At 69.1% G+C, this 22,306-nt stretch carries 25 protein-coding genes; 4 read left to right on the forward strand and 21 right to left on the reverse strand.

Annotation, left to right across the window (positions count from 1 at the left end; translation table 11 throughout):
• Nucleotides 1-90: 90 nt before the first annotated feature.
• Complete coding sequence (locus EHW97_RS11210) at nucleotides 91-1,485, forward strand: amino acid permease (RefSeq protein WP_124237259.1); 1,395 nt, start codon at nucleotides 91-93, stop codon at nucleotides 1,483-1,485.
• A 57-nt stretch (nucleotides 1,486-1,542) separates the two neighbouring features.
• On the opposite strand, the gene EHW97_RS11215 is transcribed toward EHW97_RS11210, so the two are convergent.
• The 7 genes from EHW97_RS11215 to thiO all read right to left on the reverse strand — a co-directional run bounded on the left by EHW97_RS11215 (nucleotide 1,543) and on the right by thiO (nucleotide 5,804).
• Nucleotides 1,543-2,193, reverse strand: a complete 651-nt coding sequence (locus EHW97_RS11215; protein WP_124237260.1) for a hypothetical protein — start codon at nucleotides 2,191-2,193, stop codon at nucleotides 1,543-1,545.
• Nucleotides 2,194-2,385: 192 nt separating this feature from the next.
• A complete protein-coding gene (locus EHW97_RS11220) occupies nucleotides 2,386-2,601 on the reverse strand; it encodes a hypothetical protein (protein ID WP_124237261.1) in 216 nt (71 codons plus the stop codon).
• Between the two features lie 278 nt (nucleotides 2,602-2,879).
• A complete protein-coding gene (locus EHW97_RS11225) occupies nucleotides 2,880-3,305 on the reverse strand; it encodes a magnetosome magnetite crystal formation protein family (protein ID WP_166367487.1) in 426 nt (141 codons plus the stop codon).
• Nucleotides 3,306-3,339: 34 nt separating this feature from the next.
• On the reverse strand, nucleotides 3,340-3,657 hold the full coding sequence (locus EHW97_RS11230) for a YchJ family protein (RefSeq protein ID WP_243696412.1): 318 nt from the start codon (nucleotides 3,655-3,657) through the stop codon (nucleotides 3,340-3,342).
• The gene (locus EHW97_RS11235; protein ID WP_166367488.1) at nucleotides 3,654-4,457 is read right to left on the reverse strand and encodes a thiazole synthase; all 804 of its coding nucleotides are present in this window, start codon (nucleotides 4,455-4,457) and stop codon (nucleotides 3,654-3,656) included. The genes EHW97_RS11230 and EHW97_RS11235 overlap by 4 nt, the downstream gene beginning before the upstream one ends.
• Nucleotides 4,429-4,683: a sulfur carrier protein ThiS gene (gene thiS, locus EHW97_RS11240; RefSeq protein WP_124237264.1), complete on the reverse strand. Its 255-nt coding sequence runs from the start codon at nucleotides 4,681-4,683 to the stop codon at nucleotides 4,429-4,431. The genes EHW97_RS11235 and thiS overlap by 29 nt, the downstream gene beginning before the upstream one ends.
• Nucleotides 4,680-5,804, reverse strand: coding sequence for a glycine oxidase ThiO (thiO, locus tag EHW97_RS11245; RefSeq protein ID WP_124237265.1), 1,125 nt, complete (start codon nucleotides 5,802-5,804; stop codon nucleotides 4,680-4,682). Before thiO ends, thiS begins: the two co-directional genes overlap by 4 nt.
• A 104-nt stretch (nucleotides 5,805-5,908) precedes the next feature.
• On the opposite strand from thiO, the gene thiE reads away from it, so the two are divergent.
• Nucleotides 5,909-6,583: a thiamine phosphate synthase gene (thiE, locus tag EHW97_RS11250; protein WP_124237266.1), complete on the forward strand. Its 675-nt coding sequence runs from the start codon at nucleotides 5,909-5,911 to the stop codon at nucleotides 6,581-6,583.
• A 549-nt stretch (nucleotides 6,584-7,132) separates the two neighbouring features.
• Here thiE and EHW97_RS11255 read toward each other — a convergent pair.
• The 5 genes from EHW97_RS11255 to EHW97_RS11275 form a co-directional block, all read right to left on the reverse strand.
• Nucleotides 7,133-7,837 (reverse strand): toll/interleukin-1 receptor domain-containing protein, encoded by a 705-nt coding sequence (locus tag EHW97_RS11255; protein ID WP_208002003.1) that lies wholly within the window; start codon nucleotides 7,835-7,837, stop codon nucleotides 7,133-7,135.
• A 76-nt stretch (nucleotides 7,838-7,913) separates the two neighbouring features.
• A complete protein-coding gene (locus EHW97_RS11260; protein WP_124237268.1) occupies nucleotides 7,914-8,255 on the reverse strand; it encodes a hypothetical protein in 342 nt (113 codons plus the stop codon).
• Nucleotides 8,256-8,519: 264 nt separating this feature from the next.
• Nucleotides 8,520-8,978, reverse strand: a complete 459-nt coding sequence (locus tag EHW97_RS11265; RefSeq protein WP_124237269.1) for a hypothetical protein — start codon at nucleotides 8,976-8,978, stop codon at nucleotides 8,520-8,522.
• 2 nt (nucleotides 8,979-8,980) lie between these two features.
• On the reverse strand, nucleotides 8,981-10,087 hold the full coding sequence (gene ychF, locus EHW97_RS11270; protein WP_124237270.1) for a redox-regulated ATPase YchF: 1,107 nt from the start codon (nucleotides 10,085-10,087) through the stop codon (nucleotides 8,981-8,983).
• An 11-nt stretch (nucleotides 10,088-10,098) separates the two neighbouring features.
• Complete coding sequence (locus tag EHW97_RS11275) at nucleotides 10,099-10,647, reverse strand: GNAT family N-acetyltransferase (RefSeq protein ID WP_124237271.1); 549 nt, start codon at nucleotides 10,645-10,647, stop codon at nucleotides 10,099-10,101.
• A gap of 18 nt (nucleotides 10,648-10,665) precedes the next feature.
• Here EHW97_RS11275 and EHW97_RS11280 point away from each other — a divergent pair, with 18 nt between their 5' ends.
• A complete protein-coding gene (locus EHW97_RS11280; protein WP_124237272.1) occupies nucleotides 10,666-11,415 on the forward strand; it encodes a methyltransferase domain-containing protein in 750 nt (249 codons plus the stop codon).
• Nucleotides 11,416-11,478: 63 nt separating this feature from the next.
• On the opposite strand, the gene EHW97_RS11285 is transcribed toward EHW97_RS11280, so the two are convergent.
• Nucleotides 11,479-12,036, reverse strand: a complete 558-nt coding sequence (locus tag EHW97_RS11285; protein WP_166367489.1) for a GNAT family N-acetyltransferase — start codon at nucleotides 12,034-12,036, stop codon at nucleotides 11,479-11,481.
• Between the two features lie 157 nt (nucleotides 12,037-12,193).
• On the opposite strand from EHW97_RS11285, the gene EHW97_RS11290 reads away from it, so the two are divergent.
• The gene (locus tag EHW97_RS11290) at nucleotides 12,194-12,520 is read left to right on the forward strand and encodes an antibiotic biosynthesis monooxygenase family protein (protein ID WP_124237274.1); all 327 of its coding nucleotides are present in this window, start codon (nucleotides 12,194-12,196) and stop codon (nucleotides 12,518-12,520) included.
• 30 nt (nucleotides 12,521-12,550) lie between these two features.
• Here EHW97_RS11290 and EHW97_RS11295 read toward each other — a convergent pair whose 3' ends face one another.
• The 8 genes from EHW97_RS11295 to EHW97_RS11330 all read right to left on the reverse strand — a co-directional run bounded on the left by EHW97_RS11295 (nucleotide 12,551) and on the right by EHW97_RS11330 (nucleotide 22,302).
• Nucleotides 12,551-15,448, reverse strand: coding sequence for a PQQ-dependent sugar dehydrogenase (locus EHW97_RS11295; RefSeq protein ID WP_243696413.1), 2,898 nt, complete (start codon nucleotides 15,446-15,448; stop codon nucleotides 12,551-12,553).
• 80 nt (nucleotides 15,449-15,528) lie between these two features.
• A complete protein-coding gene (locus tag EHW97_RS11300) occupies nucleotides 15,529-16,461 on the reverse strand; it encodes a sugar phosphate isomerase/epimerase family protein (protein ID WP_124237275.1) in 933 nt (310 codons plus the stop codon).
• Nucleotides 16,458-17,615 (reverse strand): dihydrodipicolinate synthase family protein, encoded by a 1,158-nt coding sequence (locus EHW97_RS11305; RefSeq protein ID WP_124237276.1) that lies wholly within the window; start codon nucleotides 17,613-17,615, stop codon nucleotides 16,458-16,460. Before EHW97_RS11305 ends, EHW97_RS11300 begins: the two co-directional genes overlap by 4 nt.
• Nucleotides 17,612-18,784, reverse strand: a complete 1,173-nt coding sequence (locus EHW97_RS11310) for a Gfo/Idh/MocA family protein (protein ID WP_208002004.1) — start codon at nucleotides 18,782-18,784, stop codon at nucleotides 17,612-17,614. The genes EHW97_RS11305 and EHW97_RS11310 overlap by 4 nt, the downstream gene beginning before the upstream one ends.
• Nucleotides 18,777-19,568: an ABC transporter ATP-binding protein gene (locus EHW97_RS11315; RefSeq protein WP_124237277.1), complete on the reverse strand. Its 792-nt coding sequence runs from the start codon at nucleotides 19,566-19,568 to the stop codon at nucleotides 18,777-18,779. The genes EHW97_RS11310 and EHW97_RS11315 overlap by 8 nt, the downstream gene beginning before the upstream one ends.
• Nucleotides 19,558-20,331 carry an ABC transporter ATP-binding protein gene (locus EHW97_RS11320; RefSeq protein WP_124237278.1) on the reverse strand — a complete coding sequence of 258 codons (774 nt, stop codon included), beginning with the start codon at nucleotides 20,329-20,331 and terminating at the stop codon, nucleotides 19,558-19,560. The genes EHW97_RS11315 and EHW97_RS11320 overlap by 11 nt, the downstream gene beginning before the upstream one ends.
• A complete protein-coding gene (locus EHW97_RS11325) occupies nucleotides 20,328-21,416 on the reverse strand; it encodes a branched-chain amino acid ABC transporter permease (RefSeq protein ID WP_124237279.1) in 1,089 nt (362 codons plus the stop codon). Before EHW97_RS11325 ends, EHW97_RS11320 begins: the two co-directional genes overlap by 4 nt.
• A 1-nt stretch (nucleotide 21,417) precedes the next feature.
• Nucleotides 21,418-22,302, reverse strand: coding sequence for a branched-chain amino acid ABC transporter permease (locus EHW97_RS11330; RefSeq protein WP_124237280.1), 885 nt, complete (start codon nucleotides 22,300-22,302; stop codon nucleotides 21,418-21,420).
• Nucleotides 22,303-22,306: the final 4 nt, after the last annotated feature.

Below are 22,306 nucleotides of genomic sequence, written 5' to 3' on the forward strand. Positions count from 1 at the left end.
CGCGCGACGCGGCCGCGGCCGGCGCTCCTACCCTGGTCCGGTGCGCTCCGGCGCATCGGTTCCACGCACCACCTTGACCTCAGGACTTCGATGACCTCCGAACACACCCCCGTTCCGTCCGACGCCGAGCAGCTCGGCAAGGGGCTGCGGACCCGCCACCTCACGATGATGGGGCTCGGCTCCGCGATCGGTGCCGGGCTCTTCCTCGGCTCGGGCGTCGGCATCGCCGCCGCCGGGCCCGCCGTGCTCGTCTCGTACGCGGTCGCCGGCGTCATCGTCGTGCTGGTCATGCGGATGCTCGCCGAGATGGCGAGTGCACGGCCGGCGAGCGGTTCCTTCTCCGTCTACGCCGAGGAGGCGCTAGGCCGGTGGGCGGGGTTCCTGCTCGGGTGGCTCTACTGGTTCATGCTGATCATGGTGCTCGGCGCCGAGATCACCGGCGCTGCTCAGATCGTCAGCGGCTGGTTGCCCGACGTCCCGCAGTGGCTGGTGGCGCTCGTCTTCGTCTCCGTCTTCGCCGTGATCAACCTGTGGGGCGTGCGGCAGTTCGGCGAGTTCGAGTTCTGGTTCGCGTTCATCAAGGTGGCCGCGATCATCGCCTTCCTGGTGGTCGGCGTGCTCCTGGTCTTCGGGCTGCTCCCGGGGACCGACGCGGTCGGCACCAGCAACTTCCTCGGGCAGGGCGGATTCGCGCCGAACGGCATCAGCGGGGTGGCCGCGGGCCTGCTCGTCGTCGCTTTCGCCTTCGGCGGCATCGAGATCGTCACGATCGCCGCAGCCGAGGCCGAGGACCCCAAGCTCGCCGTCGCCCGCGCGACCCGCAGCATCGTGTGGCGCATCCTCGTCTTCTATCTCGGCTCGATCGCGATCATGGTCCTGGTGATGCCGTGGGACTCCCCCGACCTCCTCACCGGCCCCTTCGCCGCCGTCCTCGAGCTCGCCGGCCTGCCGATCGCGGCGGTGCTGATGGAGGTCGTCGTCGTGATCGCGCTGCTGTCGGCGTTCAACGCGCAGGTCTACGGCACCTCGCGCATGGCGTACTCGCTCGCCCACCGCGGCGACGGTCCGCACGCGCTCACCCGGGTGTCGCAGCGGAACGTGCCGTGGGTGTCGGTGCTCGTGTCGATCTTCTTCGGGTTCGTGGCGGTATTGCTGAACTGGCTGCTGCCCGACGACCTGTTGTCGATCCTGCTCAACGCCGTCGGCGCAGCGCTGCTCGTGGTGTGGGTGATCATCGCGGTCTCGCAGTTGAAGCTGCGCCCCCGGCTCGCGGCGGAGGCTCGGGAGCGGGGCGAATCGCTCGGCCTCACGATGTGGGGCTTCCCGTATCTGACGTGGGGCGTGCTCGTCGCGCTCGCCGCCCTCGCGGCATTGATGCTCACCGACGACGCCGCCCGGGCACAGCTGTTCTCCACCGCCGGGCTCGTCGCGATCATCCTCGCGATCTACGCCCTCACCCGCACCCGCCGCCCCGACGGACGCTGACCCACCGCCCCACTGAAGCGAAGCGAGCAAGCGCCCGTACCCGGGCTTGTTCGGCCCTCAGGCGTCGGCGGTGCGCTGGGCGAGCTGCTCAGCGCGTTCAGCGACTCGGGCGGCGATCCCGAGCCGCTGCAGGTCGTCCTCGAACGTGTAGGCGAGCGGATCGCACATGAGGATCGATGACCCGCCCGTAGCGAGCATGAGCCCCCGCCGATTGATCTCCGGTCCCCCGGGCGGGGACAACGGCGCTTCCAGCAACGGCTGCACCAGGTGCAGGAAGTACTGACCCGCACCCGGCTGACACCAGATCAACGAGCGGGAACCGAAGGCGTCGCGGTAATGCTCGAAGTCGCCGACGTGCGGCATCAGGTAGGCGCGCAGCTTCGCGTGGTTCAACGTCACCGCCCTGAACCCCCGAGCATCGCTCGGGAAGAGCACGAATGCCATCGGCAGGGACACCGCGACGCTCACCCCGCTGACACTCCGCATGAACTGGGACGGCTCCGTGCCTCCGACCAACGGGGCGCGGTCGTGCACGAACGCCTCCCGTCGGCCGTAACGTCCGCGGATCTCATCGGTGACCTCGACCGTAGGACGCCGGGGAACGCGTCCGGTCATCGCGTCGACGGGGACGATGGCCTTCTCTGCGAAGGCCCAGCCGTTCGCCGCCGCCCAGGCGCGGCGTCCCTCGACGCGCTTCGTCTTCAACATCCGCTGGCTCCCTCGAGATCCCGACCCGATGCCGGCCGTGGTGCGCGCTTCACGACGGCAGCCTACCGACAGCCGACCGTCCGCTCTCGGGTTCCTGTTGCAGGCCGAACCGCGGCGCCGCGCCGGGCGCCCGGCGACCGGGTGAAAGACCGCAGCTTCCTCCGTGCGCGGAGACGACAGGGCCTCACACGGCTAAAAGTCACTACTCCGGATACCGAGTCGAGCGCGCTCGTCGCCTGCCTGCTGAGGCGGCATCCACTCGACCTCGTAGCGGCCGAACCGGCTCGGATCGGCGCCGTCGTTCCAGTCGAGGTAGCCCGACCGCATTTCTGCCACGTAGGTCCACGGAGGGTAGTCCTCAATGGGGAACTCCTTCACGCCGTCGGCCCACACCACGACGATCCACACCCAGGGCTTGACTGGGCGCGACGCGAAGGCGTCCGGAAATTCGTCAGTGCCGTGGCGACGTGACCCACACGCTCGCCGTCGCGACGCAACACCCCGAGTCCGTCTCGGAACTGCGCGAACTCCCGTCCGAAGTCAGGTTCAGCGGGAGCCTTTCGGCGTCTACCCCACATGGGACCTCCCCTGTCGATCCGGTGCACGAAGCGCTGATTTTGGTTCCTCGGTCGCTACTCGATCATCTATCACGGTGATGTCGCTACCGGGCGGTCCTTCGCCGACACTCAGCGGAAGAACGGGATGCCGTTGATCCGAACCGGCCGCTGACCGCTGGCCCGAACGAGGCCAAAGATGGTGAAGACGATGTGCAGCACCGTCACGGCGGCCCAGGTCAGGATGATGAAGCCGAACGGGAAGAACCCGTCGATCTGCCGGAGCGCGAACAGGATGCCGAAGTGCGAACCGACGAGGACGACGGTGGCGAGCAGATAGGTCAGGCCCCAGTTCGCGGCGCGCTGCGCGTTGTCGCGGGCGAGGCCGCCCAGCTTCCGCTGCGACATGCCGACGATGAGCATCGTGATGGACGCGATCAGTGAACCGATGAACGGGATCGGGAAGAAGATCAGAAGGCCGAGACCCCAGGGCAGGGCGCCCGTGGGCGCGGACGGGTGGTGGCCGGGCGGCCCTTGCGGTGCTGGCTGCGCAGTCATACACACTCCTCGGGGCTCAGCGTGCGACGACCGATCACCGCAGCTCGCCGTCAACATACCGCCAGCGCCCGTCCTCTCGCGCGAACCGCGAGCGCTCGTGCACGATGCCGAGCTCCTTGCCGATCAGGTACGTGGCTCGGAATTCCACGACGCCCGTCTCGTCGTCGACGTCTCCGTCGACGGTGTCGAGGATCTGCAGCCCGCGCCATCGCGGGTTGTCGGACAGGTCGAGGTCGCGCGGCCGGGTCGAAGAATGCCAGCTCTCGAGCAGCCAGTCGGCGTCGCCGCGCTGGAACGCCGCGAAACGCGACCGCATGAGCGCCTCGGCGGTTGCGGGCCAGTCCTCGGTCACCACGCGTCGATCCGGCCCTCGTCCGGCGAGGAGGCCCGAGCCAGCGAGCGCCGCGGAATGCGGCCCGCTCGATAGGCGTCCCGGCCAGCTTGGACGGCGGCGCGCATCGCCCGGGCCATGAGGGGCGCGTCGTGGGCGCGGGTGACAGCACTCGCCAGCAGCACCGCGTCGCACCCCAGCTCCATCGCCAGCGCGGCATCCGACGCGGTCCCGACGCCGGCGTCGAGCACCACGGGGACCTCGGCTGCCGCGGCGATCATCTCGATGTGATGCGGGTTGAGGATGCCGAGTCCGGTGCCGATCGGCGCGCCGGCGGGCATCACCGCCACGACGCCGACGTCCTGCAGCCGCCGGGCGAGAATCGGGTCGTCGTTCGTGTACGCGAACACGGAGAAGCCGTCCGCCACGAGTTGGTCGGCGGCGGTCAGCAACTCGACCGGGTCCGGCAGCAGCGTGTCCTCGTCGGCGACGACCTCGAGCTTGATCCAGTCGGTCTCCAGCGCTTCCCGCGCGAGCTGAGCGGTGAGCACCGCGTCGCGGGCCGCGAAGCAGCCGGCGGTGTTGGGCAGCGCTCGCACGCCGAGACGCTCCAGCATGGCGAAGACCGAGTTGCCGCCCGCTGCGGCGTAGCGCCGGATCGCCACCGTGGTCACCTCGGTCCCGGACGCGACGAGCGACGCCTCCAGCGTCGCGAGGGAGGAGGCGCCGCCGGTCCCCATGATCAGCCGGCTGGTCAGCCGCTCTCCCCCGAGGACCAGTGCGTCGTCCATGTCAGCCTCCCTGGGTCGCGGTGACGACATCGATGGTGGAGCCGGCGGCGATCACGTGCGCGTGCCACTCACGGCGCGGCACGACGGCGCCGTCCACGGCGACCGCGACACCCAGACGCCCGCCGTCGGCGGGAGTTCCGTCGGGGTCGAGCTCTCGGCCGATGTGGCGGGCCACGGTCTCGCGCAGCGTGATGCCCTGCGCCAGTCGGGCCGTCTCCCCGTCGAGGACGACGGTGATCTCGTGCGATGACGTCATGGTGCTCCAGGAGTCGAATGCGGTCGGTCGAAACGGTGCGGGTCGAGTGCTGCGAGAAGCTCGTCGTCGATCTCGCGGGACTCGACGAGGTCGGCGGTGATGTCGCTGCCGAGCGGGGCGAGCAGGATGCCGTGGCGGAAGTAGCCGGTGGAGATGACGCGGCCGGGATCGAGGCGTCCGACGATCGGGACGTCGTCCGGTGTGCCAGGGCGGGCGCGTGCCGACACCTCGAGAATCCGGGTGTCCAGCACGCCCGGCACGATACGCCGGGCGTCGTCGAGCAGCCGGTGGACGCCTTCGGTACTGGGCAGCGGGTCGTCGTCTTCGCGGACGGTGGCACCGAGCACGAGGCCACCGTCCGCCCGCGGAACGAGGTAGACCGAGCGGCCGCGCACCAGCCCGCGGACGGTCCTCCCGAGCAACGGCGGGGTTCCGGTGGTCGGGACGAGACGCAGTATGTCGCCGAAGACGGGCCGCAGCGGCAGCGCCTCGAGACCGGGCAGGAGGCCTAACCCCGTGCAGACCACCGTCTGGTCCGCGTGGTGCGCCTCGCCGCCGGCCAGGACGACCCCGCGGGTGACGCCCCCACGTTCGACGAAGCCGGTCACTTCCTGGCGGACGACGCGGTCTCCGAGCCGGTCGAGCAGCACCGCGCACAGCGCGCGGGGGTCGATCTGGTGATCGTCGGGCAGGTGCACGCCGCCGACGACCGCCGGCCCCAGGCCCGGTTCGAGTCGCCGGGCGTCCAGCGAGGTGATCCGGTGAGCTTTCAGCCCGAGCGAGGTCTGGAGCGAGGTCCGTTCGTCGAGGGCGGTCCGGTCGGCGTGGTCCGCGGCGACGACGAGCGTCTCGCTCGGGAGGTACCCGACCTCCTGCGGGCGACCGGCGTAGAGGCGGTCGATCAGCTCGGGATAGCGGCGGGCGGACTCGACCATCAGCGGGTAGAGCGACGGTTGGCCCCAGACGACCTCGGAGGCGGGAGCCAGCATGCCGGCCGCGACGTGGCTGGCACCGGAGACCGGCGCTGGGTCGAACACGGCGACGTCCCAGCCTCGTTCCACCAACCGCCAGGCGGTGGTGAGGCCGATGATCCCGGCTCCGACGACGATGGCGCTCGCCACGTTGTTCCTTCCTCCGGCGGCATGACCCGCATCAGGTATGGCGGTCGGCACGTAGCCCTCTCAGCCCGTCTTGGGCTCCCGCGAACGCCACTAGTCTAGGCGACATGAGCGCCCCCTCCTTCGCCGTATCCGCGGACCTCGACCGAACGGCCCGCCGCCGGCGACTGGCCGACTCCCGGCTGTACGTCTGCACCGACGCGCGTCCCGAGGGCGATCTCGCCGGCTTCCTCGACGCGGCGTTCTCCGGCGGCGTCGACATCATCCAGGTGCGGGATAAGACGATCGAGGCCGCCGAGGAGGTGAGTGCGCTCGAGACTCTCGCGACGATCGCTCGCCGTCACGACGCGCTCTTCGCGGTCAACGACCGTGCGGACGTGGCAGCGCTGGTGGGCGCCGACATCCTCCATCTCGGGCAAGGCGATCTCTCGCCCCAGCAGGCGCGGTCGCTGCTCGGCTCGGAGTTCCTGATCGGGCGCTCGACGCACTCGGTCGACCAGCTCGAGGCGGCCAACGAGGACGAGGACGTCGATTACTTCTGCGTCGGTCCGGTCTGGGAGACGCCGACCAAGCCCGGCCGGGCCGCCGTCGGCGTTGATCTGCTGCGCCACGCGGCGGCCGTCGCGACGAAGCCGTGGTTCGCCATCGGCGGCATCGCCCCGGGCGATCGACTTGACGCGGTACTGGACGCCGGCGCGGAACGCGTCGTGGTGGTCCGCGCCGTCACGCAAGCGCCCGACCCCGCGGCCGCCGCCACCGAGATCCGCGGTCGCTTGCGCTGACCGGGCCGGCCGCCCTTAGACGTGAGCGGCAGCGCGTCGTGTCATCGCGGTCGCGCTGACGCCGGGCGCGAGGTCGATGAACCCTGCTGCTTTGAAGCCATGCCGTTCGTAGAGGCGCCGACTCGCGCGCGTGGCGACTTCGAGGTACGCGGGAAGATCTTGTCGGTGTGCGAGAAGGGCAGAGCCGACGCCGAGGCCGTGGCCGAGCGGTTCAAGCGCTCATCGCCCTCCGCTCGTTCGCCTGCCTGCGACTCTGTGAAGCCGCTGGGGTTCAGCTTGCTGACGTCGACTTCCTCCGCAAGTCGCTCAAGGTCTCCCGCCAGGTCCAGCGCGTCAACAATGGGGCTACCGACGGCAGACGCCGAAGTACGAATTAGAGCCCGTAGTCCTCGCCGACAGGCTCGTCAACTTGTTTGTGTGATTGTGAAAGTGTCCGGGCGGCTATCGCTTCTCGCCGAAGTCGCGCCGGGTTTAGTGAGGTTCGGGTGCTGGAGCGACAGAGGTCTAGGCTGCGCGCGAGATTCTCGACCGGGCGGGCTGCTTTCGGACCTAGGCTTCAGGGAGGGCGGCCGCAGCGGCGGCGACTTTCGCGGCCACGTTGTCCAACGATGAGTCCTTCGTGCTCAGTCCGGCGTGCGAAGCGAGCATCGGGCTGACGTCGTTCAGATCATTGAAGGTCACTCCGTGCAGGACCGGGATGACGCGACGAGACGAGAGCAACACAGCAAGTTCCTTCTCGGCCACGCCCTCGGCCTCGATGCTCTTGAGCAACGCGGGCGTGACCAACACGATCCCAACGCGGGAGTTCCGCAGACCCTTGTCGATCTCGCGGATCATCAGCGAGCCGAGAGGAAGATCCTCTTCGCTGAACCACACTGAAGCACCATTCGCCTTCAGGTAACCGTGCAACTCTTTCGCGCTGCCTTCTCGATCGTCCCAAGCGTGACAAAGGAAGAGGTCGCGCCGTTCCGGGTGCGCTTGCGCCTGCTCGCTTGCCTTCCTAGTGAAGGGTTCGACCGTGCGCCACTCGGTCGAGGTGTACGCCACCGACCGACCTGATCTCGTTCTACGCGAACCTCCGCCGCTACCCCTGGACGTGCTGCTGTAGCTCGACCCACCGCCGCTGTACGACGACCCACCGCCGTACGAGTACGACGGGTACGACCGGGAGTACCCCGTGCCACCACAGGCAGGACAGTTCGCACGCCCACTCGCAGTTCGGTGGCCTCGGGACGGTGCTGTGCATTGCGCCATACAACGAGACTAGGGGTGGGACCCGACAATACGACTATCCGTCGCCACAACTCCCCGATGGGAAGTCCCCTACAGATCAGTCCAGATCGTCTCGGACGGCTTCGACATAGTCTGATTCGGCTTCGGCAAGTTCGCCGAGTTTCTCGTTGTAGAGCCTCGCGGCCGCTACGTCGTTCACTTCCCGGGGCATGGCTCCAAGAGCCTGGCCAACGGCGTCCCGGATGCGTCTCGACTCGCGGTAGACGGCAGGATCGGCGGAGATCGAGATTAGACCCAGTGCCTGCTCGGATTCGAGTTGCACCTCTAAGAGGTCCGACTTCCTCTCTTCGAACTCTCGCTCGAACTCGGCACGTTCGCCAGACCCTGCCGGGTCGGCCTCAGCTCTCTGCAGCACGAGGGCGACCTGGAACAAGGTCACGCGGTGGTGGTGTGCCGTCCGAAGAAACTCGACGTCGGAATCGCGCCTTCGGTACGAGCCTGCTTCTGATCGTCATGATGGAACCCGCGAGGGTCACGAAGATCGAGATCGCCGCACCGATCAGAACACCGACGAGGCGGTCATCGCTCCGAAGAGCCGGGACGTCCGCTCGTCTGCTCGGACGACCGCAGCGTCACGGCGAGCCGCATCGCGCTTCATTCGGTCATCGGCTGCGGGAATCCGGCTATTCATGGCTTCCGCCCTTCAGCTCTGAAGCCTTCTCAAGGCGTCGGAGGCTGCGCTCGCAATCTTCTGCTGACTGGCGTTGCTCTTCTTCAAGATCGCTACCGCCTGGGCGGCGGCCTCTGCAGCCTTGTCATCCGGCAGGGAGTCCAGCAATTGCGGGAGAATCTCCTCAATCGAGGCGTCCAAACCTGACCCCCAAGTCGCAAGTTCCTTGAGCCCTTCCCGGGCGGCGTTCTTGAGCATGTCTTCCTCTGCGGCGAAGTCAGCGATGAGGTGGACAGTCGCCACCTGTTCCCCGACGCCGACCGCCTCCCGACCATCCGTGGGTCGTCCATGAGCCGTCGCAAAGAGGTCCAGAAACTGCCTTGAAGTGTCGAGACGTCTTCGGACGCCCAGATCTCTGAAACCCAAACGGGCAGACGCGACCGCAGCGATCGAGGGGATGACTGCGATGATCAACGCCTGCCAGAAAGCCATGTCTACTTCTTCGCCTGTGACGTTGTATTAAACCGGAACTCCACCACGTCGCCGTCGGCCATGACGTAGTCCTTGCCCTCCATGCGGACCTTGCCCGCGGCCTTGGCGGCGGTCATCGAACCGGCCTCGACGAGGTCGTCGAAGGAGACGATCTCGGCCTTGATGAAGCCGCGCTGGAAGTCGGTGTGAATGACGCCGGCAGCTTCGGGGGCCGTCGCGCCCTTCTTGATCGTCCACGCGCGGGCCTCCTTGGGCCCGGCGGTCAGGTACGTCTGCAGGCCGAGGGTGTCGAACCCGACGCGAGCCAGCGCGTCCAGGCCCGGCTCCTCCACGCCCATGTCGGCGAGCATCTCGGCGCGCATCTGCTCGGCCTCCTCGTCGTCACCGAGCTCGACGAGCTCCGCCTCGGCCTTGGCGTCGAGGAAGATCGCCTCCGACGGCGCCACGAGGTCGCGCATACGCGCCTTCAGCTCATCGTCCTGCAGCTCCTCGGCGTCGCAGTTGAACACGTAGAGGAAACGCTTGGCGGTCAGCAGGTGCAGGTCGCGCAGCAGCTCGAGGTCGAGACCGGCCTTGAGCACGCCGGTGCCCTCCTCGAGGACCTCCTTGGCCTTCTGCACCTCGGAGAGCTGGGCCGCGAGCGACTTGTCCTTGCGCGAGTCCTTCTCCAACCGCGGGATCGCCTTCTCCACCGTCTGCAGGTCCGCGAGGATCAGCTCGGTCGAGATGGTCTCGATGTCGCTGCTCGGGTTGACCTCACCGTCGACGTGGGTGACGTCCTCGTCGCGGAAGACGCGCGTCACCTGGCAGATCGCGTCAGACTCGCGGATGTGGGAGAGGAAGGCGTTGCCCATCCCCTCACCCTCGGACGCACCGCGCACGATGCCGGCGATGTCGACGAACTGCACCGTCGCGGGCAGGATCTTCTGCGATTCGAAGATCTCCGCGAGCTTCTCCAACCGTGCGTCGGGAACCCCGACGACGCCGACGTTGGGCTCGATCGTCGCGAACGGGTAGTTCGCCGCGAGGACGTCGTTCTTGGTCAGAGCGTTGAAAAGGGTCGACTTGCCCGCGTTGGGGAGTCCGACGATGCCGATGGTGAGTGCCACGGGGCTCAAGCCTACTGGTCGGCCGCGATCTCCTGGCGGTCGAGCCGAAACGCGCGCAGCGACCGGTCGTACCAGTCGTCGCGCAGGCCGAGATCGGTCATCCCCAGACGCCGGCACACCGCTTGGGAGCGCACGTTGTCCGAGTCGGTGACGGCGTAGAGCGCGGGGAACCCGGCGGCGAAGCCCCGCTCGACGAGAGCACGGCCCGCCTCGGTCGCGTACCCGTTCCCCCAGGCGTCGGGATGGAAATGCCACCCGATCTCGATCTCGCCCTCGCTCGTGCGCCCCGCGCTGGCCGGGATCGGCACGAGCAGCGCCATCCCCACGAGCTGACCGTTCGCCTCGACGGCGAAGACACCGCAGGCCGGATGATCACCGGCACGCTCGGGCTGGCGGCGGATGCGCTCGACCGCCTCCTCACGCCGCTCCATCGGGGTGCCTGAGCCACTCCACCGCGCGACCTCGGGACGAGAGAAGAGGTCGAACAGGAAGTCCGCGTCATCCAGTGTGAAACGCCGCAGGGTCAGCCGATCCGTGGTGATGACGGGATTCTCGTCCATTCCTCGTAGCCTACGGTCGTGAGCGACGACCTCGTAGAACGACTGCGCGCGGCGGGCTGCGTCTTCGCCGAGGACGAGGCAGCGGCCCTGCGCGCCGCCTTCTCCGGCGCTCCGCTCGAGGCAGCGGTGGCGCGGCGCGTTGCAGGGGTTCCGCTGGAGCAGGTCCTCGGTTTCGCCGAGATCGACGGGACCCGGATCGATGTGGGCGACGGCGTGTTCGTGCCGCGCGCCCGTGCTTTTGCCATCGTCGACGCGGTCGCGGGGATGGAACCCACCGTCGCCGTCGACCTCGGGTGCGGCGCCGGCACCCTCGCCGCGCTGCTCGCGCAGCGCTGGCCCGCCGCACGCGTCGTGGGCACCGACATCGACGAGCAAGCGCTGGCCAGCGCGCGCCGCACCGCCTCGCGGTACGGGTTCGAGGTGCGGCACGGCAGCTGGTGGGATGCGCTGCCGGCCGAGCTTCGAGGCCGCGTCGACCTCGCCGTCGCCTACCTGCCGCACGTGCCGAGCGACGAGGTCGAGCGCATCCACCCGGACTTCCGTGCCCACGAGCCGAGGCGCAGCGTCGACGGCGGACCAGACGGGCTCGACCACTGGCGGGCGGTCATCGAGACTGCCGCGGAATGGCTCGCACCCCGCGGCGTCTTCGCCACCCTCCTCGCCCCCGAGCAGGTGGCCGCAGCGCGCGCGGCGGCACCGCGGTGGCACCTCGACACCGTGCCCGCCGACGACGACGTCGTGCTGCTCGCCTCGCCACCGGGGCGGTGACTCTGCGTCCATTTCGGGTGCCCGAACGGACGCAAACCCACCGCCCCGGCAGAAGAACGGACGCTAACTCACCGCCCGAGGCGGGCGGAGGCGGAACATGAGGGAGTCGCCGCCGTACCAGGGGTCGGCCTGGACGCCGAGCTCCTCGGCTCCGAGCCGGCGCGCCACCGCCGCCGACGGCGCGTTGTCGGGGTACATGAGGATGGCGAGCTCATCGAGACCGATCGCGAACGCCGCCAAAGCCAGCGCCTGCGCCGCCTCGGTGGCATAGCCCGACCCGGTCGCGCCGGGCCGCAGCCGCCAGCCGATCTCGTATTCGCCGACGAAACCGCCGTCCTGGCGGACGAGGCGTTGGATGCCGACCTGGCCCACCGTCTCCCCGGTCTCGGTCACCTCGATCGCCCGCTGCAGCTGCCGGAAGTCCTCGGCCTCGATCTGGGCGCGACGATCGATCCAGGCGCGCGCCTCCTCGTGATCGGCCATCAGCACGAACGGCGGGTTGTCGAGCCAGCGGACGATCTCGAGGTCGCTGTGAATCTCGTAGACGGCTTCGACGTCCGGCTCGTGATCGACGCGGAACGGCCGCAGGGTCAGTCGCTCGGTCTCGATGAGGTCGCTCACTCCCCCAGCCTCCCATCCGCCGCGAAGACCCCTCACCTCACCGCCGGGGCGGTGGGTAAGCGTCCATTCGGAGGCCGAGGATGGACGCTTACCCACCGCCCCGGCGGGAGAACGGACGCTAACTCACCGCCCGGGGCGCGGGTGGGAGGATGAGGGCATGAGCGTCATCAAGATCAACGCCATCACCGTGCCGAAGGACAGCGGCGACGAGCTCGCCCACCGCTTCGCCAAGCGCGCCGGTGCCGTGGACGGCGCCGACGGCTTCGAGGGATTCGAGCTCCTCAAGCCCACCGACGACCGCGAGCAGTGGCTCGTCGTCACCCGGTGGCGCGACGAGGAGGCGTTCCAGGCGTGGGTGTCCTCCCCCGCGTTCGGCCACGGCCATCGCTCGGAAGGCGAACGCGCCGGTGGCGACGCGCCGAAGCCCGTCGCCACCCACAGCGAGTTGTGGTCCTACGAGGTGGCCGGCGGCTCCGAACGCTGAGCGCGCCCGGGACCGCCGGCCGTCCTCCTGTCAGTCGCGCACGAACGCGCGGTACTGCCGGGCCACATCCTGCTTGCTGGCGGCCGTGTCGAGGATCATCAACCCGTCCATCCGGCAGTCGCAGGGGTTCTGCTCGCGGGTGTTCTGCGGGTAGGACCCGCCGATCTTGATCCCGCGCGGCAGCGTCGGCGACGTTCCGGTGCCGTCGACCTGCCACGGGTCACCCTCGTTGACGTAGAACCCGTCGATCGGCTTGCCGTTGCGGTACAACGCCATGTCGCCGGTCGTGTAGTCGAACGTCGCGGCCAGGTGGACCCACTCGTCGCGCGGCAGGAGCTCCTGCCAGTCCTGGGACGCGGCGAACGTCTGCGACGCTCCCTCGTCCAGGCGCCGGCCCAAGGCCACGAGCCGCAGCTCACCGTTCACGTTGATGAGCTCGAGCAGGGCCCGCACCCCGTGGCCGTCGCTGTTGCCGGCCAGCACTCCGGCCAACCCGACCGCGTTGTACCGGTCGGCGGGATCCGGCGTGTTGCTGTTCAGCGCCGGATGGTCGCCGGTCATCTTGAACCAGCCCATGACGGTGATGCCCTCGGCGCCTGCGAGCCGCTCCAGACCCTTGACGCCGTTCGCGTCCCACAACCCGGCCTTCCAGTCGTCATTGCCCGGGGTCTCCGGGTTGACCTGGCGAGTCTGCAAGGAGTTGATGCTGCCCGGGTAGGCCCCGTCACGCACGCGCATGTCCTTGCCGCCGTTGACGAGGGACAGCAGCAGGTTCGCGTCGCCCTGGTCCTCTTCCAGGGCGCCGTTCTGCGCGAAGCCCCGGTCGAAGTCGTAGAACGAGACGAGATGGTCGCGCAGCTTCTTGTCGACGACCTCACGTGGCTTGACGCGCTCGGCGTCGGTCACCTTCCAGATCGTGCCGTTCGACTTCGCCAGCAGGTACAGGTTGCGGTCGGCGTCCGTGCCGAACCGCAGATCCACCCGCACGTCGTCGACGAAGTCCGTCATCCGGAGCTGGTTGCCGTCGGTGTCGCGCAGCTGCAGCTCGGTGATCGGCGCCTCCTGCTTGGCCTCGCGACGCATCTTCTTGACGTCGGTCGAGAACACCGATCCGTTGACGAGGTCGCCGAACACGTAGCGGCCGCGCAGCTCCTTGATCGGACCGCGATACACCTGGCCGCCGCTGATGGCGTGGCCGGAGTCCGCGTTGCAGTCCCAGTTCGTCGGTGAATCGTGATCGTACGACGCGACCGGGTAGACGTAGCCCTTCTGCTGCTGCTCGGGCGTCAACGGGAACAGCACGCACTGGCGGTCGTTCTCGTACCGGTACCGGCCCTCGATGTCGCTCCACCCGAAGTTGTCGCCCTTGCGCACCTCGTACACCGCTTCGACGGCGCGCTGGCCGATGTGCCCGAGGAACATCTGGTGCGAGCCCTCCGGGTCCCACGTGAACCGGTGCGGGTCGCGCATGCCGATCGCGTAGATCTCACCCAAGGCCCCGTCGGTTCCGACGAAGGGGTTGGAGGCGGGGATCCCATAGGCGCCGTCGGGACCGTCGGTGCCCAGCGGGTCGATCCGCAGGATCTTGCCGTCCGGCGTGTCCAAACGCTGCGGGATGTCGGTGTTCAGCCCGAGACCGCCGTCACCGACCGCGAGATACAGCAGACCGTAGTCCTCGTCGCCCGGCCGCGCCGTCGGATTGAAGTCGATCTGCTGGATCGCGTGGATCTGCGTGGCGAACCCGAAGCGGAAGATCTCGCGCCGCGTGCCGGCGAACACCGGAGCCGCAGGGTCGTCCGCGGTCCACTCGGTGACGACCGACTGCACCGTGGCGTTCGGCTGGTTCGGGTACGTCGGCTCGTTCGCCGCGATGCCCTCGGCGCCGACGGTGTGCACGGTATAGAACTTGCCGTTGCTCGCGAACTCGGGGTGGAACGTCACGAAGCCGAAACCGCTGCCCATCCCCCGTCCGGAGAAGAAGTGCGGGTCCTGTTCGCGCACGTTGAGGTAGACCTGCTCTTGCCCGGTCTCCTTGTCCAGCAGGTACATCGGCCCGTTGAGGTCGGGAACGTACAGCCGTCCCGAGCCGTCCGGCACCTCGCCCACGTAGTTGATCCGGTTGTGCCGCATGATGCGCGGGTCGGTCGGCGCAGGCGTCGGATCGGACTCCGGCAGCTGTGCAACCTCCTCGAGCACGAGCGCGAGGTCGGCGGGCGCCGGGCCCTCGGGCACGGGATCGGTGATCGGGGCGTTCGGATCGGGCTGGTCGCTCGCCGGGACGCCCGAGACCTTCACGTCGCGGATGCGCCCGTAGTTGTCGAACGACCCGAACCCGACCCGGCCGCCGGAGAACGTCGTGTCCGTCGCGGTCATGAGCGGTTCGCGAGCGCCGTCCATCCGCACCTCGACGGCACCGGTCGGCGCGTCGTACGTGAGCCGTACGTCGTGCCAGTCGGTGTCGTCGATCGCGGGCGCCGCACCGGTCGTGCCGTTCCACTGATCGTCGATCCGGCGGCGATCGGCGTTGTCGACCACGAAGATGCCGTTGTGCGCGTAGATGCCGTTGTCCTGCGACAGGTGGGCGTAGTAGAAGCGTGTCGGTGACTGGTAATTCCAGATCAGGACGACGTCGCGGTCGTTGCGCTCGACCGGCTCGTCGATGCGCACCGAGGCCCGGTAGTCGATCGACGCGAGGTCGGGGCCCTGGTTGACGATGGCGTACTCGAACGGGCGCCGCGGTCCTTCCGGAGCGGTGCCGGCCTCCTTCATCGCCACCTGACCCTTGGCGAACTCCCACTTGCCCGGAGTCAGCGGATCCCAGTGCTGGGGCGTCGGCCCGGGATGGACCCGCACCTCGCGTGGTCCCTTGTCCCGGTCGGCCGAAGCCGACCCCGGCGCCAGTCCCGCGATGAGGAGGGCGGCGGTCAAGACCGCCCCCCACCTCGCGAGACGTGATCGTGTGATGTGCATGTGCCGTTCCTCTCCCCCGAACGAGAAACGATCGGGTGTTATGGGGTGATGCGGGGGGACAAGTGCGGTTCCACCAGTTCGATGTAGCGGCGCGCCATGGTGGCGACGGTCTCGTCACCGGGCGCGGCCCAGACGTCGGCGTTGAAGATCTCCACCTCGACGTCGCCGTCGTAGCCGGTCGCGGCCACGGCGGCGGTCAGCGTGGCGAAGTCGATGTGACCGTCGCCCACCATTCCGCGCGACAACAGCGCGTCCGGCGGCAGCGGCGTGATCCAGTCGCAGACCTGGTAGCTGTAGATCCGATCGCCGGCGCGAGCGATCTGGTCCAGCACGCCCGGCTCCCACCACACGTGGAAGGTGTCGACGACGACGCCGACCACGTCCGGGTCGTGCGGCTCGGCGATGTCGAGCGCCTGCTCGAGCGTCGAGACGACGCCGCGGTCGGCCGCGTAGATCGGGTGCATGGGCTCGATCGCCAACCGCACTCCGCGTGCGGCGGCGTGCGGAGCCAGCTCGGCAACCGCCTCCGCGGCACGCGAGCGCGCGCCCCGGATGTCGCGATCGCCCTCGGGCAGACCACCGGGCACGAGCACCAGCGCGGCGGCGTCGAGCGCGGCCGTCTCGTCGAGTGCTCGCAGGTTCTCCTCGTAGGCGCGGCGGCGCTCGTCGGGGTCCGCCGAGGTGAAGAAGCCACCACGGCAGACCGACGACACGCGCAGACCCGCCTCCCGGATCCAGCGAGCACCCACCTCGACTCCGACCTCGGCCAACGGCTCGCGCCACACACCGAGCGAGGGGATGCCGGCGGCAACGCAACCGTCGATCGCCTCGCGGAGGGACCAGTTCGCCGTCGTGCGCTGGTTGAGTGCGAGCCGGGCAAGCCGCGGATCACCGGGCTCGGGCGTGGGCACGCGGGCCGGCAGCCCCGACGGGACGTCCGCGACACCCGCCGGCGCGTTCACCGCGGTCATCGGGTGAGTCCTGCCGACGCGAGCCACAGCTGCATGCGGTGGGCCGCGAGGTCCGGGTCGGGCAAGAGCCGCGCCTCGTCGGCGAGCTCGAGGACCCGAGCGAGGTGGACGACGCTGCGACCGGTCTGCAGACCGCCCACCATCGTGAATCCGGGCTGGTGGCCGCTGAGCCACGCCAGGAACGCGATACCGGTCTTGTAGAACCACGTCGGTGGCGCGAACACGTGGCGCGAGAGCTCGAGCGTCGGGTTCATCGCCGCGTCGTAGGCAGCGAGATCGCCGCGATCGAGGGCCGCGAGCGCCGCGCCGGCCGCAGGGGCGATCGCGGCGAAGGCCCCCAGTAGGGCGTCGGAGTGATGCGTACCGTCGCCCCGGATCAGCTCCGGATAGTGGTAGTCGTCGCCCGTGTAGAGGCGGACGCCTTCGGGCAGCCGGGCGCGCAGACTGCGTTCGTGCTCGGCGGACAGCAGCGAGACTTTGACGCCGTCCACGACGGCGGCGTGGTCGCGCACGAGGCCGAGGAAGGTCTCGGTGGCGGCGTCGACGTCCGCCGACCCCCAGTACCCCGCGAGCTGCGGGTCGAACATCTCCCCCAGCCAGTGCAGGATCACTGGACGGCTGACCTGCCCGAGGATCGCGTCGTACACCTTGCGGTACTCCTCGGCGTGCCGCGCCGTGGCCGCGAGCTGACGAGACGCCATGACGATGACCTGTGCGCCGGTCGACTCCACGAATTCGACCTGCTCGAGGTACGCGGCCGTGACCTCGTCGAGCGAGCTCAGCTCGGTACGGTGGTCGGTGCCGGCGCCCGCCGCGATGCGGGCCCCAGCTTCCTTCGCCTCGGCGGCGCTGCGCCGGATCAGCTCCTGGATCGCTGCCCAGTCCAGGCCCATGTTGCGCTGGGCGGTGTCCATCGCCTCCGCGACGCCGAGACCGTGCGCGAACAGGTGACGCCGGAACGCGAGGGTGGAGTCCCAGTCGACGACGGCCGGGGCCCCGGGCACGTTCTCGCCGAGCGGATCGGCCACGACGTGGGCCGCGGCGAACGCGATCCGAGACGTGAAACCGTCCGGGTGGCGCTCCCACTCCAACGGCTCGGCGAGCGTCCGGGTGCGCCAGGTTCCGTCGGCTCCGGGCAGGTGCACCGTCGTCATGCGTTCTGCCCCGTCGCGCCGGCCCGCACCTCGTCCATCGTCACCCGTCGGCCCTCCCGCGAGGAGGCGTAACCGGCGTCGACGAGCTCGAGACCGCGCACGCCCGCCGCGAAGTCGTAGGCGTGCTGACGGCCTGCGTGCACGTCGAGGAGGAACTGCTCCCACTGCGCGCGGAACCCGTTGGCGAACGTCGCGTTGTCGGGCACCTCGTCCCACTGGGACCGGAAGTCCTGGTCGGTCGGCAGGTCGGGGTTCCAGACCGGCATGGGCGTGCGCACGCGCGGCTGCACGCGGCAACCGAACAGTCCGGCCACTGCCGAGCCGTGGGTGCCGTCGACCTGGAACTCGACGAGCTCCTTACGCTCGACGCGCACCGCCCACGACGAGTTGACCTGGGCGATGACGTCGCCCTCGAGCTCGAAGATCGCGTACGCGGCGTCGTCGGCGGTCGCCTCGTACGGGCGGCCTTGTTCGTCCCAGCGCTGCGGGATGTGCGTGACGGCCTTCGCGGTCACGGCCTCGACCCGCCCGAAGAGGTTCTCCAGAACGTAGTTCCAGTGGCAGAACATGTCGAGGACCATGCCGCCGCCGTCCTCGGCGCGGTAGTTCCAGCTCGGGCGCTGAGCGGGCAGGTAGTCACCCTCGAAGACCCAATAGCCGAACTCGCCGCGCACCGACAGCAGTCGGCCGAAGAAGCCGGAGTCGAGCAGGCGGCGCAGCTTGCGCAGACCCGGCAGGTAGAGCTTGTCGTGGACGACGCCGTTGATGATCCCCGCCTCGTCGGCCGCGTCGGCGAGGCGCTGGCCGTCGGCGACGCTCTCGGCCGTCGGCTTCTCGGTGTAGACGTGCTTGCCGGCCTCCACGGCCTTGAGGATCGCTCCGACGCGCTCGCTCGTGACCAGCGCGTCGAAGTAGATGGTCGCGGAGGGATCGGCGAGCGCGCCGTCGAGGTCGGTCGTCCAGTCCGCGACGTCGTGACGCTTGGCGAGCTCCTGGAGCTTCTCGGCGTTGCGACCCACCAGGATCGGCTCGACCCGGATGCGCGACCCGTCCGGCAGCACGATGCCGCCGTCGTCGCGGATCGCGAGGATCGACCGGACCAGGTGCTGCCGGTAGCCCATGCGCCCGGTGACGCCGTTCATGATGATGCGGTAGGTGGTTTCAGACATGGGTCGCCTTTGCGGAGTCGTCGGTGTGAGGGCGGCCGCCGAGATAGAGCTCCGCCAACTGGGGATCGGCCAGCAGCTCCTGCGCCGGACCGGAGATGTGGACGCGGCCGAGGTCGAGGACGCAGCCGAGGTCGGCGGTCTCGAGCGCCCGGCGGGCGTTCTGCTCGACCATGAGCACGGCGAGGCCGGCGTCGCGCATCCGCACGACCTGTTCGAACACGGTCGCCGTGGCCTTGGGGTCCAGACCCATGGACGGCTCGTCGAGCAGCACGACCTTGGGATCGACCATGAGCGACCGGGCGAACTCGACCTGCTTCTGCTGGCCGCCGGAGAGCGCCCCCGCGAGGGCGTCCCACCGGTCACCGACCACCGGGAACAGCGACTTGACGAAGTCCACCCGCTCGGCGATGAACTGCTTGTCGCGCACCGTGTAAGCGCCGAGCATGACGTTCTCGCCGACGGTCATCTCCCGGAACACGCTGTGCCCCTGCAGGACGTGTGACAGACCGGCCGCGAGCATGTCCTGGGGGCCGTTGCGGGTCACGTCCTGGCCCAGCACCCGGACGCTGCCGGCGCGCGGGGTCAGCATGCCGCTCGCGACCTTCAGCACCGTGGACTTGCCGGCGCCGTTCGGTCCGACGAGGCACACCACGCTCGCCGGCGGCACCTTGACGGTCAGTCCTCGCAGCACGAGCGCCGCCCGGCCGTACCCGGCCTGCACGTCGTCGAGCTCGAGCAGATACTCCTGACGCCCCTGGGGAGCGTCGTGCTGTTCAGATGCCAAGGTAGGCCTCCAGGACTCGGGGGTCGTTCTGCACGAGCGACGGGGGACCCTCACAGATGGGGCGCCCGCGGTCGAACACGACCACGTGGTCGGACAGGCTCATGACGAGCTCCATGTTGTGCTCGACGACGATGAAGGTCTTGCCCTCGGCGTTGAGCGAGCGGATCAGGTTGGCGATGCGATCGATCAGCGCGGGGTTCACGCCGCCGGCCGGCTCGTCGAGCATGATCGTGTCGGGGTCGGCCATGAGGACGCCGCCGAGTTCGAGCAGCTTCTGCTGTCCGTACGACAGGTCCCGCGCCTCGGCGTGCTCGAGGTGGTCGATGCCCACGCGGGCGAGCAGTTCGCGGGCACGCTCCTGGTCGGCGGCGTCGCGCGCCGAGCCGAGCATCTTCCACACGGACTGCGGCCGGACGGCCGCCAGCATGTTCTCCATGACCGTCATGCGCGGGAAGATCCGGCACAGCTGGAAGCTGCGGCCGATCCCCTGCCGGGCGATGCGGTGCGGCGAGGCCGTCGTGATGTCCGTGCCGCGGAAGGTCGTGGTGCCCTCGTCGGCGCGGATCATGCCGGTCACGCAGTTGAAGAACGTGGTCTTGCCCGACCCGTTGGGGCCGATGAGGGCGTTGACCTTGCCGTCCTGAAACGTCACCGAGGCGCCGTCGAGTGCCGTCACCCCGCCGTAGGACTTGCGCAGGCCGTTCGTCTCGAGGCTGCGGCCGGTCGAGACCGGCGCGCTGCTCTCCTGCTGAGTCTGAGTCATCGACGTGCTTCCTCTCCTGAAACGGCCATCGCGTCGTCGCGGTCCGGTTCGGACGCCTCGCCGCGACGCTGCGCGGCGAGTTCGGCCTGCGTCTGCTCGCGGATCGACGCCGCCTGCGGACGGAACCGGGCGACGAGCTGCCCGACTGCCGGGATGATGCCGTCCGGCATGAACAGGACGACGAGCGCCAGCAGCAGACCGAGCGCCACGAGGTGGAACTGGGTGTCGCCGTACTGGGCCTTGAAGAACTCGAGCGCGTACCCGACGATCACGGCGCCGAGCAACGGCCCGAACAGGCTGCGGATGCCGCCGAGCAGGCTCATCAGGACCATGTAGGAGCCGACGAGGATCGAGAACTGGAAGATCGGGTCGAGGAACCCGAACCACAGGGCGTAGAGGCCGCCGCCGAGCGCCGTGAAGAACGCCGAGACGACGAACACCGCGAGCTTGTAGGAGAAAGTCGGCACGCCGAGCGCCTCGGCCTTGTCCTCGTCCTCGCGGATCGCCTTCAGGCCGATGCCGAAGCGGGACCGGTCGATCGCCCACCAGGTGAAGAGCGCGATGGCCAGCAGCGCCAGGTGCAGGTAGAAGAACCGCTCGTGCTGCTCCGGACGCAGGACCTCCGGGCCGAACGGACGCGGGACGCGCAGACCGTTCGATCCGCCGGTCACCGAGCCCCAGCTCTGGAAGGCCAGGAGCATGATGAGGACGAGCGCGATGGAGACGATGACGAACGAGGCGCCGCGGACCCGCAGGCTCGCGATGCCGATCGGCACGGCCAGCAGCGCGACCCCGACTGCGCCCAGGAGCATCGCGACCCAGGGGTTGAGTCCCGCGTCGAGGATGAGCAGGGCCGTGGCGTAGCCGCCGAGACCGGAGTACGCGGCGTGGCCGAGCGAGATGTAGCCCGTGAAGCCGCCGACGAAGTTCCACGACGTCGCGAGGACGGCGTAGCTCATGATGACGACGCCGACCGACAGGATGAAGGGGTCGGGAGCCAGGCTGGGGAACGCCAGGGCCAGCGCGATCAGCGCCAGGAGTCCGACGATCTTGACACCGCGGTTCACGGTGCGTGACGCGGTCATGTCAGAACCTCTGGGCAAGACGACCTCCGAAGAATCCTTGGGGACGCAGCATCAGCGTCGCGAACAGCGCGACGTAGAAGATGGTCTGCGCCCAGGTGGTGCCGAGCGGCAGCTGCAGCAGCGCCTGGCCGATGCCGAGGACCATCGCCGCGATCGCGGCGCCCGGGATGGAACCGAGACCGCCGACGACGATGATCGCCATCAGCGGGCCGATCCAGTGCCAGTGCAGCGAGGGGTAGATGGTGGAGTCGAGAGCGAGCGCCGTCCCACCGACCGCCGCGGTGGCGAGGCCGAGGCCGAAGCCGTAGCCCGCCACCCGGTCGGTGTTGACACCCACGAGGCGGGCGGCCTCGGGATGCTGGATCGTCGCGCGCAGCGCCTGACCGAAGCGCGTGCGCTTCATGATGAGGTACAGCGCCAGCAGCGACGCCGCCGCGAGCACGAACGCGATGAGCTTGACGACCGCGATGTTCGCCCCGAAGACCTCGAAGCTCGTGCCCGAGTACGGGAGCTGGATGCGGCGCTGCGTGCCGCTGAAGATGAACCCGAGCATGCCCTCGATCACGAGTGCGATCGAGAAGGTCAACAGCACCGACATCATCGTCAGGGTCGCCGGCCGGAGCCGGGAGATCAGCAGGCGCTGCATCACCACCCCCGCCACGAAGAACAGCGGGACGGTGATGATCAGCGAGAACAGCGGGTCGAGGCCGGTCTGGCTGGTGAAATACCAGGCGAGGTAGGCCGCGAGGATGAGGAACGCCGAGTGGGCGATCATCACCACCCGCATGACTCCGAAGTAGAGCGTGAGTCCGGCGGCCAGGAGGGCGTAGAGCCCTCCCAGCAACACGCCGAGCACGACGCTTTGGAGGATCAGGGAACCACTCATCGGA

Origin of the sequence: Aeromicrobium camelliae (assembly GCF_003850045.1) — a bacterium.
GTDB classification, from domain to species: domain Bacteria; phylum Actinomycetota; class Actinomycetes; order Propionibacteriales; family Nocardioidaceae; genus Aeromicrobium; species Aeromicrobium camelliae.

Excerpts from the sequence above, each read along its gene's own strand:
- EHW97_RS11210 (WP_124237259.1), top strand. The coding sequence starts at position 91 with ATGACCTCCGAACACACCCCCGTTCCGTCCGACGCCGAGCAGCTCGGC.
- EHW97_RS11215 (WP_124237260.1), bottom strand. The coding sequence starts at position 2,193 with ATGTTGAAGACGAAGCGCGTCGAGGGACGCCGCGCCTGGGCGGCGGCG.
- EHW97_RS11225 (WP_166367487.1), bottom strand. The coding sequence starts at position 3,305 with ATGACTGCGCAGCCAGCACCGCAAGGGCCGCCCGGCCACCACCCGTCC.
- EHW97_RS11235 (WP_166367488.1), bottom strand. The coding sequence starts at position 4,457 with ATGTCGTCACCGCGACCCAGGGAGGCTGACATGGACGACGCACTGGTC.
- thiS (WP_124237264.1), bottom strand. The coding sequence starts at position 4,683 with ATGACGTCATCGCACGAGATCACCGTCGTCCTCGACGGGGAGACGGCC.
- thiE (WP_124237266.1), top strand. The coding sequence starts at position 5,909 with ATGAGCGCCCCCTCCTTCGCCGTATCCGCGGACCTCGACCGAACGGCC.
- EHW97_RS11255 (WP_208002003.1), bottom strand. The coding sequence starts at position 7,837 with ATGGCGCAATGCACAGCACCGTCCCGAGGCCACCGAACTGCGAGTGGG.
- EHW97_RS11265 (WP_124237269.1), bottom strand. The coding sequence starts at position 8,978 with ATGGCTTTCTGGCAGGCGTTGATCATCGCAGTCATCCCCTCGATCGCT.
- EHW97_RS11275 (WP_124237271.1), bottom strand. The coding sequence starts at position 10,647 with ATGGACGAGAATCCCGTCATCACCACGGATCGGCTGACCCTGCGGCGT.
- EHW97_RS11290 (WP_124237274.1), top strand. The coding sequence starts at position 12,194 with ATGAGCGTCATCAAGATCAACGCCATCACCGTGCCGAAGGACAGCGGC.
- EHW97_RS11300 (WP_124237275.1), bottom strand. The coding sequence starts at position 16,461 with ATGACCGCGGTGAACGCGCCGGCGGGTGTCGCGGACGTCCCGTCGGGG.
- EHW97_RS11305 (WP_124237276.1), bottom strand. The coding sequence starts at position 17,615 with ATGACGACGGTGCACCTGCCCGGAGCCGACGGAACCTGGCGCACCCGG.
- EHW97_RS11310 (WP_208002004.1), bottom strand. The coding sequence starts at position 18,784 with ATGTCTGAAACCACCTACCGCATCATCATGAACGGCGTCACCGGGCGC.
- EHW97_RS11320 (WP_124237278.1), bottom strand. The coding sequence starts at position 20,331 with ATGACTCAGACTCAGCAGGAGAGCAGCGCGCCGGTCTCGACCGGCCGC.
- EHW97_RS11325 (WP_124237279.1), bottom strand. The coding sequence starts at position 21,416 with ATGACCGCGTCACGCACCGTGAACCGCGGTGTCAAGATCGTCGGACTC.
- EHW97_RS11330 (WP_124237280.1), bottom strand. The coding sequence starts at position 22,302 with ATGAGTGGTTCCCTGATCCTCCAAAGCGTCGTGCTCGGCGTGTTGCTG.